The 13,768-nt window shown below is 61.5% G+C and carries 11 protein-coding genes; 10 read left to right on the top strand and 1 reads right to left on the bottom strand.

Going from position 1 to position 13,768, the window contains the following annotated elements; genetic code table 11:
- Positions 1–152: 152 nt before the first annotated feature.
- From R3O64_RS05830 to R3O64_RS05875, 10 genes are all read left to right on the top strand, one after another.
- Positions 153–1,985: an acetolactate synthase large subunit gene (locus R3O64_RS05830; protein ID WP_339017483.1), complete on the top strand. Its 1,833-nt coding sequence runs from the start codon at positions 153–155 to the stop codon at positions 1,983–1,985.
- A complete protein-coding gene (gene ilvN / locus R3O64_RS05835; RefSeq protein WP_070528612.1) occupies positions 1,978–2,493 on the top strand; it encodes an acetolactate synthase small subunit in 516 nt (171 codons plus the stop codon). The genes R3O64_RS05830 and ilvN overlap by 8 nt, the downstream gene beginning before the upstream one ends.
- A gap of 109 nt (positions 2,494–2,602) precedes the next feature.
- On the top strand, positions 2,603–3,616 hold the full coding sequence (ilvC, locus tag R3O64_RS05840; protein WP_070564318.1) for a ketol-acid reductoisomerase: 1,014 nt from the start codon (positions 2,603–2,605) through the stop codon (positions 3,614–3,616).
- Between the two features lie 112 nt (positions 3,617–3,728).
- On the top strand, positions 3,729–5,522 hold the full coding sequence (locus R3O64_RS05845) for a GmrSD restriction endonuclease domain-containing protein (protein ID WP_339017484.1): 1,794 nt from the start codon (positions 3,729–3,731) through the stop codon (positions 5,520–5,522).
- 28 nt (positions 5,523–5,550) lie between these two features.
- Entirely contained in the window at positions 5,551–6,435 is an 885-nt protein-coding gene (locus R3O64_RS05850; RefSeq protein WP_339017485.1) for a hypothetical protein, read from the top strand.
- A gap of 44 nt (positions 6,436–6,479) precedes the next feature.
- A complete protein-coding gene (gene serA / locus R3O64_RS05855) occupies positions 6,480–8,066 on the top strand; it encodes a phosphoglycerate dehydrogenase (protein WP_339017486.1) in 1,587 nt (528 codons plus the stop codon).
- Between the two features lie 134 nt (positions 8,067–8,200).
- A complete protein-coding gene (locus tag R3O64_RS05860; RefSeq protein WP_070818387.1) occupies positions 8,201–9,220 on the top strand; it encodes a 3-isopropylmalate dehydrogenase in 1,020 nt (339 codons plus the stop codon).
- A 17-nt stretch (positions 9,221–9,237) separates the two neighbouring features.
- Positions 9,238–11,106 (top strand): DUF294 nucleotidyltransferase-like domain-containing protein, encoded by a 1,869-nt coding sequence (locus R3O64_RS05865; RefSeq protein ID WP_339017487.1) that lies wholly within the window; start codon positions 9,238–9,240, stop codon positions 11,104–11,106.
- Complete coding sequence (locus tag R3O64_RS05870) at positions 11,107–11,724, top strand: exonuclease domain-containing protein (RefSeq protein ID WP_339017488.1); 618 nt, start codon at positions 11,107–11,109, stop codon at positions 11,722–11,724.
- A gap of 118 nt (positions 11,725–11,842) precedes the next feature.
- The gene (locus R3O64_RS05875; protein WP_210383650.1) at positions 11,843–12,652 is read left to right on the top strand and encodes a fumarylacetoacetate hydrolase family protein; all 810 of its coding nucleotides are present in this window, start codon (positions 11,843–11,845) and stop codon (positions 12,650–12,652) included.
- An 8-nt stretch (positions 12,653–12,660) separates the two neighbouring features.
- Here the strand turns inward: R3O64_RS05875 and R3O64_RS05880 are convergent, their stop codons facing one another.
- Positions 12,661–13,764, bottom strand: coding sequence for an isochorismate synthase (locus tag R3O64_RS05880; protein WP_339017489.1), 1,104 nt, complete (start codon positions 13,762–13,764; stop codon positions 12,661–12,663).
- Positions 13,765–13,768 lie beyond the last annotated feature (4 nt).

The raw sequence follows: 13,768 nt of genomic DNA on the forward strand, positions 1-13,768 counted from the left end.
GTAGTACCCGGGCGGCGCGAGCCGTAGCGAGTCCACAAGTGACGTCGACCAGCAAGCGCCCCCGTTACCTTCACACCCAGGAAGGAAAGACGGGGGCGTTACTCGTTGGATGATCTCTTCACCACCCACCCCACTGAAGGAGCACATCAACCGTGACAGCTTCCACACCGCCACAGCGGGCGCCCGAGCGCATCACGGGCGCACACGCCATTGTCCGCACCCTCGAAGATCTCGGCACCGAGCTTGTCTTCGGCATTCCGGGTGGCGCCGTGCTTCCGCTGTACGACGCCCTCTTTGAATCCACGAAGCTGCGCCACGTGCTCACCCGCCACGAGCAGGGGGCCGGCCATGCAGCCGAAGGCTACGCCCAAGCATCCGGAAAGGTCGGCGTCATGATTGCTACCTCCGGCCCGGGTGCGACCAACCTGGTGACCCCGCTGGCTGACGCTAACCTGGACTCGATTCCTGTCGTGGCAATCACGGGCCAGGTGGGCAGCTCCCTGCTGGGCACCGATGCCTTCCAAGAGGCTGATATCCGTGGCGTGACGATGCCAATTACGAAGCACAACTTCATCGTCACCAAGGCAGAAGATATCCCCGGGGCGATCGCGGCAGCCTTCCATTTGGCCGCCACTGGGCGCCCAGGGCCTGTGCTCGTGGATATTCCGAAGGACGTGCAGAACGCCTATATGGAATATTCGGGCCCAGTGATGCCGGAGCTACCGGGGTACAAGCCCACGACTACTCCGCACCCGCGTCAGATTGCCCAGGCTGTTCAGCGTATTGCGCGCGCCGAGCGTCCGGTGCTCTACGTTGGCGGCGGCGTCATCAAGGCCGAGGCCTCCCGCGAGCTGTGCGAGTTCGCGGAGCTAACCGGAATCCCTGTGGTGACCACGCTCATGGCTCTCGGTGCCTTCCCGGATAATCATCCGCAGCACATGGGCATGCCCGGCATGCACGGAACCGTGCCCGCGGTGGCGGCCCTGCAGCGCGCGGACCTTATCATCGCCGTGGGCGCACGCTTCGACGACCGCGTGACCGGTAATACGGACACCTTTGCTCCCCACGCCGAGGTGATTCATGCCGACATTGACTCGGCGGAAATCGGCAAAATCCGCGAGGTGGCTGTTCCGATCGTGGGCGATGCCCGCGAGGTGCTTCTGCGTCTGACCAAGGCTTATGCCAATGATGCGGAGCTGGATGCCCCGCGAATTGGTCCGTGGATGGAGTATTTGGGGAACATGCAGCGCCGCTTCCCGCGCGGCTTTGAGCCGACGTCAGATGGCCTGCTCAACCCGCAAGAGGTTATCCAAAAGCTCAGCTCCATTGTCGGCCCGGAGGCTATCTACTGTGCGGGCGTGGGCCAGCACCAGATGTGGTCGGCGCAGTTCCTCGACTTCGAGCACCCCCGCAGCTGGATCAACTCCGGTGGCGCCGGCACGATGGGCTACGCCGTGCCCGCGGCGCTGGGGGCAAAGGCTGCCTGCCCGGAGCGAGAGGTCTGGGCTATCGATGGCGATGGTTGCTTCCAGATGACCAACCAGGAGCTGACCACCGCGGCCGTGGAAGGCTTTCCCATCAAGGTTGCCGTGATCAATAACGGCAACCTGGGCATGGTGCGTCAGTGGCAGACGCTCTTCTATGACAACAAGTACTCCCACACCAAGCTGCGCGAGCACGACGAGTATGTGCCGGACTTCGTCAAGCTCAGCGAAGCCTTGGGCTGCGAGTCCATTCGCGTCACCACAGCAGAAGAGATCGGCCCCGCGATTGAGCGTGCGCGCTCAATTAATGACCGCCCAGTGGTTATTGACTTCATCGTGGGCCAGGATGCCCAGGTGTGGCCAATGATTGGTGGCGGTGCCTCCAATGAGGAGATCCAGTACGCCCTGGGCCTGCGCCCGCTGTTTGATGACAATGAGTCCGCGGCCGAGGAACCGGCCGACATCCACGAATCTCTCGAGGAGGCCGAAAACAATGGCTAAAGACGACATCACCCGACACATCCTCTCCGTGCGGGTTCAGGATATCGAGGGCATCATCTCCCGTGTGACCGGCATGTTCACCCGCCGCGGCTATAACCTCATCTCGCTGGTGTCCGCTCGGACCGAGACGGAAGGCATTAACCGCCTGACCATCGTCGTGGATGCCTCCGAGGTCATCATCGAGCAGGTGACGAAGCAGCTCAACAAAATCGTCCCGGTGCTCAAGGTGGTTGAGCTCGAGGAAGAGAACACGATTGCGCGCTCCATCATGTTGGTGAAGGTAGCCGCGGATAACTCTAACCGCCCTCAGGTGGTCGATGCAGTGAACATCTTCCGCGCACGCATCGTGGATGTATCGCCGGAGTCCGTGGTGGTTGAGGCCACCGGTACCCCGGGCAAGCTGCAGGCGCTTCTCGACGTCCTCGAGCCCTTCGGTATCCGCGAACTGGTGCAATCTGGCAACGTCGCACTGGGACGCGGCCCGAAGGCAATGGCACCGACGAAATAAAATCTCACAATGTGGGCAAACTGTCCCAAAGTGTGATACAAATTCAATAGACCGAGTCACTACTGGATGCGTAGTGCGAACGAACCCAAAAAGAAAAGGAACATCAAACATGGCTATTGAGACTCTGTACGAATCTGATGCAGACCTGACCATCATCCAGGGCCGCAAGGTCGCCATCATCGGCTACGGCTCCCAGGGCCACGCCCACGCTATGAACCTGCGTGATTCCGGCGTTGAGGTCGCCATCGGCCTGCGCGAGGGCTCGAAGTCCCGCGAGAAGGCAGAGGAGGCTGGCTTCAAGGTTTTCAGCAACGCTGAGGCCGCCAAGTGGGCTGATGTCATCATGCTGCTGGCGCCGGATACCTCCCAGGCGACGATCTTTACAGATGATATCGAGCCGAACCTGGAGGACGGCAACGCGCTGTTCTTCGGCCACGGCCTCAACATCCACTTTGGCCTGATCAAGCCGGCGGAGAACATCACCATCGGCATGGTTGCTCCGAAGGGCCCGGGCCACCTGGTTCGCCGCCAGTTCGTCGACGGCAAGGGCGTTCCCTGCCTGATCGCCACCGAGCAGGATCCGAAGGGCGAGGGGCGCGAGCTGACCCTGTCCTATGCTGCGGCCATCGGCGGTGCCCGCGCCGGCGTTATCCCAACCACCTTCAAGGATGAGACTGAGACCGATCTCTTCGGTGAGCAGGCGGTCCTGTGCGGTGGCGTGGAGTACCTGATCATGAACGGCTTCGAGGTCCTGACTGAAGCTGGCTATGAGCCTGAGATGGCTTATTTCGAGGTCTGCCACGAGCTGAAGCTTATCGTTGACCTCATCGTTGAGGGCGGCATCAAGAACATGAACTACTCCTGTTCCGACACCGCTGAGTTCGGTGGCTACCTCTCCGGCCCGCGCGTCATCGACGCTTCCGTGAAGGAACGCATGAAGGATGTCCTCACTGATATCCAGGACGGCACCTTCGTCAAGCGCCTCGTCGCCAACGTAGAGGGCGGCAATAAGGAGCTGGAGGAGCTGCGCGCCAAGGTGAACTCCCACCCGATTGAGCAGACCGGCTCCCAGCTGCGTGACCTCATGAGCTGGGTCAAGAATCCGTTGGATGCAACTGCCTAAACTGCGCTTCGACTAAAGAATCCCGTTGGCCATTGGTCAGCGGGATTTCCTTTTGATGTGATGTTCGCACATAAACGGGCATATTCCCACATTTAGTTGTAGGCTCGGGGCCATGGGTTTCTCTACGCCAAGCTATGACCTTAATGACCTTTTCGCTCGCATCGATCGCGGTGATATTCAGCTGCCCGATTTCCAGCGCTCCTATGCCTGGGATGAAGACCGAATTCGATCGCTGATCGTCACCGTCCTGCGCGGCTACCCGCTCGGTGCATTCATGGCCTTGGATACCCGCAATGAAGCCATGCGCTTTCGGCCACGGCCTCTCGCGGGCGCGCCTAACACTGGGGTGAACCCCGGCCTGCTCCTGCTCGATGGGCAACAGAGGCTCACCACCCTGTATCACTGCTTCCGCGGTGAGGGCTTTGTGGATACCACCGATTTCCGCTCCAAGAAAGTCTCCCGCAAGTACTTCGTGGACCTGCGCAAAGCTACCTCCGAGGACATCATGCCGGATGAAGCTGTCTTCGCCATCAACCAGCACGGCGAACTGCGCTCCCACTTCGCGCCGGACATCGAGGGCACCTTGGATAGTCGCGAGGCCGCAGTGCAGGCGTGCTGCATCCCGGTTTCGGCGTTGCTGAGTGAGGAAGGCACCAGCATGCTCTTCGAGCTCGCCGCTGCCAACGATGGCGCCAACCGCGATGTCGTCGCTGCCTTCAATAACCGCATCCTGCGCCCGCTGTCCGGCTACACTGTGCCGATGATTCGCCTTTCCCGCGAAACGGCCAGCGCTGGTATCGGCTCCATCTTTGCCCAGGTGAACTCGGCCGGATTACAGATGGATGTCTTCGACCTCCTCACGGCAGTCTTTGCCTCCGAGGACCCGGACTTCCACTTGGCGGAGGACTGGGCAGGCGTCGAGAAGCAGCTACGTGCCTTCCCAGCGCTCGACGGCATCGGCCGCAATGAATTCCTCTCGGCAGTATCGCTGTTGGTGTCGGGGGAGAAGGGCAATGCCGGCGGCCAGCGCGAAGACATCCTGCAGCTCTCGCTCGCCGAATACCGCAAGGCTTCGCAGACCCTGGTGATTACTTTCCGCGAAGTCGCAGAGTTCCTGGCTGAGCGTTGCATACTTTCCCTTGAGCAGGTTCCTTATTCCGAGCAGATCATTCCGCTGGCGGTTATTCTGGCGCGTCTAGCTGAGAAGAAGGGCGTGCTGTCGAATCAGGATGCCTGGGACCGCCTCAATCAGTGGTTCTGGAGCGGCGTCTTTGGTGAGCTCTACGGCTCCTCCGCCGTGAAGCTACGTGCAGCGCGCGATGTTGACGAGGTCACCGCGTGGGTCGCCGGCGACACCGAGGATGTTCCAAAGACCGTCCGAGATGCCTCCTTCCGCGAGTCCCGCCTGTTGTCGGTAGGGGAGCACGACGGGGTGTGGCACGGTCTGTATGCCCTGCTCATGGCTCGTGGCGCGAAGGACTGGCGTACGGGCCGTCCGTTTAGCCGCCATAGCTTTGAGGAGCTGCAGCCGGGCTTCTTCCCCGTCTTCCCGCTTCGCTGGTGTGAGCGTCACGGCGTCAGCGGCGTGCTGGCAAACTCCGTGCTGAACCGCACTCCGATGGGCAAGCGCACCGAGGTTGTCATCGATGGGCATTCGCCCGAGCGCTACCTGCCGCGCGTGCAGTCGAAGTCGATCATGGAGGATGCTGAGTTTGATAGCGTGCTGGCCTCCCATGAACTGGAACCGGATCTGTTGACCGCGAAGACTGTGCACCAGTTCTTTGCTGACCGCCGCGAGCGCTTCGTCGGCATTGTTGAATACGCGCTCAACAAAAAGGTAGTGCGTGACGTGGACGAGGCGAACCTCTCTGGTGGCGAGGAGGGGCCGCAGGCCTTTGCTCGTTAAGGTTCCATCTCCACGTGGGCTAAAGGTCGTGTCCTCGGTGGTGCTGCTGGGCATGACCGCTCTGGGGGTCGTGGGGTGCTCATCGCTGGGACGCGGTGAGCCCCTCTTGACTCAAGACATCACCGCTCTGCCTGAGTCGGAAATTGACCTGGCTCGGGCGAGTGAGGAAAACCGCCTGCGGCTCATTGATCCGCAATTCGCCAATGAAGTTACCGTTGTTGGGGATCGCTGGGGAATAGACTCGGCACGCTTATTCTTCAAGGAGAGTAATACGCTGATCCTGGCCGAGGAGACAGATGCTGCGGCCTTGCGGGCGGCGACGTTGAGTGTGTCGCAGCGCGTTCCCATGGTGACCTACGATGATTCGATTCGCCCGCAGATTTCACAACTGATCAATGACCTTGACGTTGATCAAATCCTCGTTATCGGCAACGTGCCGTGGGCTAGCCAGAACGGGCAACTCGAGGTTATCCACGACCCAGGAAACACCAAGGCGTTGGGGGAGTACACCGCTTTTCGTTTTGATTCCAAAGTGGTGGTGAACCGTGAGCGCATGGTTGATACCATCGCCCGCTTGGATTCCTCCACGAAAACGGAGCTCAAGGCCGCGTGGGAGCCGCTGCCGCAGCACCTTACCAAGGAGAAGATGCCGGCGATTCCCGCGCAAGCGCGCCGTGATGCGCAAATGGCACCGGTTATCGTGGCGACGAAAGATAGTCCCTTGGCCAATGTGGTGAATGCCACCGCATATGGCGGTACGGTGTTCGTGATGGAGGACCAGGATCCGACAGCGACGAAGGCCGGCGCGGCGATTACAGCGGGGCTATCAGACGGGCCGATCGTGGCCCTCGGGCCGGAATTCGGTTCAGTGACAGAATTCACGCATAAAATCACTCAGGGCTGGAAAGAATAAACTACACTTCTCGGCATCTCCAATTCTGACTAGTAAAGGAAGTTATGTCGAAGCCGGTCGTTCTTATCGCCGATAAGCTTGCAGAATCCACCGTCGATGCTCTCGGGGACACCGTCGAGGTCCGTTGGGTAGATGGTCCAAATCGCGCGGAGCTGCTCGCCGCGGTGCCGGAGGCTGACGCCCTCCTCGTCCGCTCTGCCACGACCGTGGATGCGGAGGTGCTGGCCGCCGCGGAGAACCTCAAGATTGTGGGCCGCGCTGGTGTCGGTTTGGACAATGTTGATATCCCCGCTGCCACCGAGCGTGGCGTCATGGTTGTCAACGCTCCGACCTCCAACATCCACTCCGCTTGTGAGCAGGCCATCGCGCTGCTTCTGGCCACCGCCCGCCAAGTGCCGGCAGCGGATCAGTCCCTGCGCCAGGGTGAGTGGAAGCGTTCCTCCTTCAAGGGCGTCGAGATCTATGGCAAGACCATCGGCATCGTTGGCTTCGGCCACATCGGCCAGCTCTTCGCACAGCGCTTGCTGGCTTTTGAGACCACCGTCATCGCCTACGATCCTTATGCCAACCCGGCCCGTGCGGCAGCGCTGGGCGTGGAATTGGTGCCCCTTGAGGAGCTCATGTCTCGCGCTGACTTCGTGACCATTCACCTGCCCAAGACTCCGGAGACCGCCGGCATGTTTGATGCTGAACTCTTGGCTAAGGCCAAGAAGGGGCAGATCATTATCAACGCTGCCCGCGGTGGCCTCGTGGATGAGGCAGCGCTGGCTGAGTCCATCAAGTCGGGGCACCACCGCGGCGCCGGTTTCGATGTTTATGCTTTCGAGCCCTGCACCGATTCCCCTCTCTTCGAGCTCCCGCAGGTAACCGTGTCCCCGCACCTGGGTGCTTCCACGGTAGAGGCACAGGACCGTGCAGGTACCGATGTGGCCGATTCGGTCTTGAAGGCGCTGGCCGGTGAGTTTGTGGCCGACGCCGTCAACGTTGAAGGCGGCAAGGTCGGCGAGGAAGTATCCGGTTGGCTGGATCTGACCCGTAAGCTGGGCCTGGTGGCCGGCAACCTGCTGGATGCAGCGCCGGTTGCTGTTGAGGTCGAGGCCTGCGGTGAGCTGGCCAACGAGGATGTCTCGGCACTCGGACTGTCTGCTGTTCGTGGACTGTTTTCTGGTGTTGTCTCGGAGGCCGTTACCTTCGTCAATGCCATGAAGATCGCCGAAAGCCGCGGCGTGACCGTAGATGTTAAGACCAACGTGGAGTCGAAGGGCCACCGCTCCTCGGTGCGCGTGAAGGTCATCGGTCCTAATGGTCTGGTTTCCCAGCTCACCGGCGCCCTGACAGGTATCGATGGTGTGGAGAAGATTATCCGCATCAATGGCCGCGGCGTCGACATGCGCGCTACCGGCCGCAACCTCTTCTTCTCCTACAAGGATGCCCCGGGCGCACTGGGCACCGTGGGCACCAAGCTGGGCGCTGCAGGCATCAACATCGTGGCCGCCGCCCTGACCCAGGGCAAGGATGCCTCCGATGCTGTGCTCATCCTGCGCGTCGAACGTGAGGTGCCGGAGGAGCTGGTCGAGGAAATCAACGCGGCGCTGGGTGCTACCTGCCGCCAGCTCGTCCTGGATGCATAGTCCACGGCGTTGAACATTACGCAGCAGCCCCCGTGAAGGATCGTCCGCGGTTCTTCACGGGGGTTTGCCGTCGCCGGAGCCGAGAGAGTGGTACTCTCACAAGTATCCAATATGTGAGAAAGGAATCCCACAAAATGAAACTGGCAGTGATTGGCGGCGACGGCATTGGTCCCGAGGTAACCGCGGAGGCATTGAAGGTCCTGCGTGCGGTTCGTCAGGATGTCGAGGTTACGGACTATGACCTTGGTGCACGACGTTACCTGCGCAACGGGGAGCTGCTTACCGACGCCGACCTGGCATCCCTGCGTGAGCACGACGCCATCCTGCTCGGCGCCATTGGTGCACCCGGTGAGGTCCCGCCCGGTGTGCTTGAGCGCGGCTTGCTGCTGAAGATGCGTTTCGCCCTGGACCATCACGTCAACCTGCGCCCCTCCAAGCTGTACCCGACGTCCACCTCGCCGCTGGCGAACCCGGGCGATATCGATTTTGTCGTCGTCCGTGAAGGCACTGAGGGATTGTACTGCGGAAACGGCGGCACGCTGCGCGAAGGAACCGAGCACGAGGTGGCCTCGGAGGTTTCCCAGAACACTCGCTACGGCGTTGAGCGCGTGGTGCGGGATGCTTTCAAGCGTGCGATGTCCCGCCGCAAACACGTCACGTTGGTGCACAAGACCAACGTTTTGGTCAACGCCGGTGGGCTCTGGCAGCGCACCGTAAACGAGGTAGCTCAGGAATTCCCGGAGGTCACCGTGGATTACAACCACATCGATGCCGCAACCATCTACATGGTCACCGATCCCGCTCGCTACGACGTCATCGTGACCGATAACCTCTTTGGTGACATTCTGACTGACCTGGCCGGTGCTGTCACCGGTGGCATCGGTTTGGCCGCCTCCGGCAACATTGATGCCTCCGGGGCTAACCCCTCCATGTTTGAACCGGTTCACGGTTCCGCACCGGATATCGCGGGCAAGGGCATCGCGGATCCCACCGCGGCGATCCTGTCGGCGGCGATGTTGCTGCGCCACCTTGGTGACGAGGAGAACGCCGTGCGCATCGAAGAGGCCGTGGCCGCTGATGTTTCCGCCCGCAATGATGCACAGGCGCGTACCACTGAAATTGGTGATCGAATCGCCGCCGCGCTCAGTGCTTAGCGCTGTATGGTTGGCGCATGAGCGTCGAAATAGACGAGGTCACTAGCTTCCTCGCCCAGCATGAGCCCTTCTCCCGTCTGCCGGAGGAAGAGCTCACCGCACTGTCCTCTCAGCTGAGCATGATCTACCTGCGTCGCGGGGAGATTCCCATAAAGATGGGGGAAGAGAATGCTCATCTCCACATCATCCGCACCGGTGCGATTGATGTGGTGGGAGAGGAAGGCGTGTTACTGGACCGCCGCGAATCTGGCCTTACCTTTGGCTACTCCACATTGCAGGGAGAGCCGGTCTCTGCCTATGAGATGGTCGCGGTGGAGGATAGCCTCGTCTTTACTCTTGAGCAGGAGGCCTTTAGCCAACTCGCTGAGCGGAACCCTGACATCGCGCGTTTCTTTTCAGCGCAGTCCCGTCAGATCCGAGCAGCAGCGCGCGAGCTCACCGAATCCGCACCAACAGACGTGCTCCGCACGCCGCTGCGGGAGCTTATTCGGACCGACGTGGTCACCGCGCCAGCCGCAACCACCATCCGCGATGCTGCATTGCTGATGACAGAACATGGCGTTTCTTCCTTACTCGTCGTGGAACCGGGCCTAGAGTCAGATAAGCGGCTCACGGGAATACTGACCGACCGCGATCTGCGAACTCGGGTGCTCGCCGCCCAGCGCGACCCTGCCGAGCCAGTGGGGGAGCTCATGACGCCTGAGCCCCTCACGGTGTCGGCAGATGCCCCGGCCATGGAAGCCCTCTTGCACATGGCCGAGCGCGGCATCCACCATTTGCCGGTGGTCAAAGAAGGCGCCCTGCAGGGGATAGTTACGCAGTCGGACGTTACCCGGCTGCTGCACAATGATCCGGTCTACCTCGCGGCGGACCTTTCACGGCGCACCAGTGTTGCAGAGCTGAATGGTGCCTTCAACGAGGCCACGCGCTTGGCTGGCCGCTTCGTGGAGCGCGGCTCCACACCGGCGGAAGCCTCGAGCCTGGTCACGCTTGCCGCCGATGCTGTGGCACGGCGCTTGTGCACGCTGGCGGAGGAAGAGCTTGGTCCTCCGCCTGTCGAGTATGCCTTCGTGGCCGTGGGCTCGCAGGGAAGGCGAGAGATGGCGCTGGCCTCAGACCAAGATAATGCGCTAGTCCTCGCGGATGATTTCGATGCCGCTGCGCATGGAGAGTATTTCGCGCGGCTTAGTTCCTTTGTGTGCCAGGGCCTAGCCGACGCCGGGCAGATCCTGTGCCCTGGGGACATGATGGCGATGACCGCTCAGTGGCGGATGACGCGCTCCCAATGGATCGAAACCTTTCGCCGGTGGATTCGAGACCCTCAACCGGAGGCGCTGCTCAACGCGCAGATTTTCTTCGACTTCCGGGTGCTCTATGGAAGCGAGGCGCTGGGCCGGGACGTTCACACTGCTGCCGTAGAGATGGGTCAAGGGGCAACGCGCTTGCACGCCCACCTGGCTAGCTTGGCCGCACGCCGTGAGCCGCCGCTGACTTTGTTTCGGGGGCTCGTGGTGGAACGCGATGGTGACTACGCAAACACCCTCGATATCAAAAAGGGTGGAACAGCGGGCATCGTGCAGATGGCCCGTCTCTTCGCGCTGGCCTCCGGATCCACGGTGGTGGATACGCGCCAGCGGCTCAGGGAGGCAGCCGGTAATGCAGTGAGCCGACAGGGCGCGCAGGAGCTTCTCGACGCGTTCGATTACCTGCGCTCCCTGTCCTTCCAACACCAGGCCCGCCAGCTGCGTGAAGGGCAGCAGCCGAACTACCACATCGACCCCAAGAGTTTGGGCCGCATGGAGCGAGAACACCTGCGCGATGCTTTCCGTGCCATCAAATCGATGCAGAATGCGTTGGCCACCAAGTATCCGGTGAGGAATATCTAAATGTGGAATCGCTGGAGCCGCCGAGCGGACTGGGGCGCGCCCGCACGCAGTACCCCGCTCGATGACCTGGGATTGCTCGCCGTGGACATGGAGACCACGAACCTTGACCCTCGCAGGGGAAAAATTGTCTCCATTGGCTGGGTGCCGGTCAACGGGGGAGCCATCGACTTATCTGGTGCCGGTTATACCGTGGTGCGCGGCGCGCAGGTGGCCGAGGACGCACATGTCCACCTGCTGACGCAGGAGGTCATTGACGCCGGCGAGGAGCTAAGTATCGCGGTGACGCAATTGCGCCAAGCTTTGCAGGGACGCGCGCTACTTGCGCATTTCGCGGCGTTGGAGGTGGGGTTCATTGAAGCTGCCTCCCGTGAGGTCTTTGGGGAGCGCCCGCGCCTGAGCGTGGTTGATACCTTTGCACTTGAGCGGCGCCACATGGAGCGCATGGGAACCTACCCGCGCGGCGAGGATCTACGTCTGCCCCGCGTGCGGACGCGTTATGGCCTTCCACGTTATGGAAGCCACAATGCGCTCAGTGATGCCTTGGCCTGTGCCGAGTTATACCTTGCACAACGGGGACACACGCGGGCGGTGACCTTGGGGGACGTCGCCCAGCGCTAGGCCTGTGCGAAGGCGCTCATCGCGGAGCTTGATGCCCGTAGAAGCATTGCAATCTTTGCAACCTTTACCTAAGACCCCTGATCGCGAGTTAAAAATCCTTGCGAGTAGTATGGCCGTTATGCGTTTAGGACGAATTGCTCACACCGAAGGTATCTGTTTCGCCATCATCGATGGCCCCGCCGACGCCCCGCTTGACCAGCTGGTGGCCAAGGAAATCTCCGGCACACCGTTTACCCCACCGGAGCCGACTGGCCGCGAGTGGCCGCTGAGTGAGGTGCGCTTGCTGGCGCCGACTCTGCCCACCAAGGTCGTGGCTCTGGGCCGCAACTACGCCGACCACGTGGCGGAGGTCTTCAAGGAATCCGCGGAGCACCTGCCGCCGACGATCTTTATCAAGCCCTCCACCGCGGTCATTGGCCCCGGTGCACCCATCAAGATCCCGGAGTTCGCCACCAACGTCGAGTTCGAGGGCGAGCTCGCCGTGGTGATTTCTAAGGTATCGAAGAATATTGATCCGGAGAAGTGGCGCGATCACGTCGTTGGCTACACGATCTGTAACGATGTTTCTTCGCGCGACCTGCAGTTCCAGGACGGCCAGTGGGCACGTGCGAAGGGCATCGACACTTTCTGCCCGCTGGGCCCGTGGATTGAGACGGACTTGGACTGCATCAATCTCGATGACCAGAAGATTAACGCCTACCTCACTCACGAGGGCAAGCGTGAGCAGAAGCAGGATTCCAATACGGATCAGATGATTGTGAAGATGGGTCACATCATCGCTGAGATCTCGCAGTCCTACACGCTGCTGCCGGGTGATGTCATCACGACGGGTTCCCCGGCTGGTACGGCGCCGATGGTGCCGGGCGATACCATCGAAATTGAGATCCCTGGCGTGGGTAGCCTGACCAACCCGATCGAGCGCGCTTAGACGCTGCTCTAAAGATTGAGCGCGCGCAAAATTGTGCGTAGCTTAGCCGTGGTTTCCTGAAGCTCAGCCGTTGGGTCGGAATCCACGACGATTCCTCCGCCTGCCCACGCGCGGGCGGAGAGGCCATCGCCGGCCACCTCGGCGCAGCGGATGGCCACCATGTATTCGCCGTCGCCGGAATCATCGCACCAGCCAACTGCGCCGGCGTAGAAACCGCGGTCGGTTTCAGCCGTTTCGATCAGCGCTTGTGCGGCCTCAGCGGGGGTGCCGCAAATAGCCGGGGTGGGGTAGACCAGCTCGGCCAGCTCGAGCGCAGTAATGTTCGAATCCTTAAGGGTTCCCGCGATCGGCGTTCCCAGATGCCACATCTCATTGGTGGAGGTCAGCTGCGGGGACGTGGGAGCATCGAGGGTCTCGCACAGCGGCTGCAGAATGCGGCGGATGTGATCCACCACGAAGGCGTGCTCGCGCAGGTCCTTTGCGGAGTTGTGGAGGTCTTGGCCCGCTTTGATATCGCGTGCCTTATCTGCCTGGCGGGGCGCGGAGCCAGCCAGAGGGAAGGCCGTGACCGTCGAGCCCTGCTTCTTAACCAGCACCTCTGGGGAGGAGCCGACGAACATTGCGCCAGGGCGTCCAGCCGGAGTGAGGTCGGCGATGAAGCCATCGCGGTGGGAAGATAAATCAATCAGCCGCGCGGCAACGAGGAGCGGATCCACCGGGGCATTGAACTCGATGTCGACGGCGCGTGCAAGCACCACCTTATCCAGCTTGGAGGCCTCGATCGTGGCAATGGCCGCCTCGATGCGGCGCAGGTGCTCCTCCGGCTCCGGGTCAAACCCAGTCACTCGCGCGTTGAGCGTGCCGCTGCGGTAATAGGCGTGCGGTTCGAGCGGCCCGTCCTCGCGGATGATGCTGCGCGGCACGGTCAGCGCCGCGGGGTCACCCTTGTGGAAGGGCAGCGCGCCGACAACCATGGGTGCCGTGCCGGCACGCAGAGCAGATACGGCAGCGTCAACATCGCTGAAGGTGGCCACTGAGCCTTGGGTACGCACAGACCCCGTCGCGCGGGACAGGAGGAAGTCAGGGGCGGTAGAGGGTCTGTTTTCACACATAGGG

Source organism: Corynebacterium hesseae (genome assembly GCF_037850265.1).
In the GTDB taxonomy this organism is placed as follows: domain Bacteria; phylum Actinomycetota; class Actinomycetes; order Mycobacteriales; family Mycobacteriaceae; genus Corynebacterium; species Corynebacterium hesseae.

Bases quoted from the DNA above. Each gene is read 5' to 3' on its own strand.
- ilvN (WP_070528612.1), top strand. From the start codon at position 1,978: ATGGCTAAAGACGACATCACCCGACACATCCTCTCCGTGCGGGTTCAG.
- ilvC (WP_070564318.1), top strand. From the start codon at position 2,603: ATGGCTATTGAGACTCTGTACGAATCTGATGCAGACCTGACCATCATC.
- R3O64_RS05845 (WP_339017484.1), top strand. From the start codon at position 3,729: ATGGGTTTCTCTACGCCAAGCTATGACCTTAATGACCTTTTCGCTCGC.
- serA (WP_339017486.1), top strand. From the start codon at position 6,480: ATGTCGAAGCCGGTCGTTCTTATCGCCGATAAGCTTGCAGAATCCACC.
- R3O64_RS05860 (WP_070818387.1), top strand. From the start codon at position 8,201: ATGAAACTGGCAGTGATTGGCGGCGACGGCATTGGTCCCGAGGTAACC.
- R3O64_RS05865 (WP_339017487.1), top strand. From the start codon at position 9,238: ATGAGCGTCGAAATAGACGAGGTCACTAGCTTCCTCGCCCAGCATGAG.
- R3O64_RS05870 (WP_339017488.1), top strand. From the start codon at position 11,107: ATGTGGAATCGCTGGAGCCGCCGAGCGGACTGGGGCGCGCCCGCACGC.
- R3O64_RS05875 (WP_210383650.1), top strand. From the start codon at position 11,843: ATGCGTTTAGGACGAATTGCTCACACCGAAGGTATCTGTTTCGCCATC.
- R3O64_RS05880 (WP_339017489.1), bottom strand. From the start codon at position 13,764: ATGTGTGAAAACAGACCCTCTACCGCCCCTGACTTCCTCCTGTCCCGC.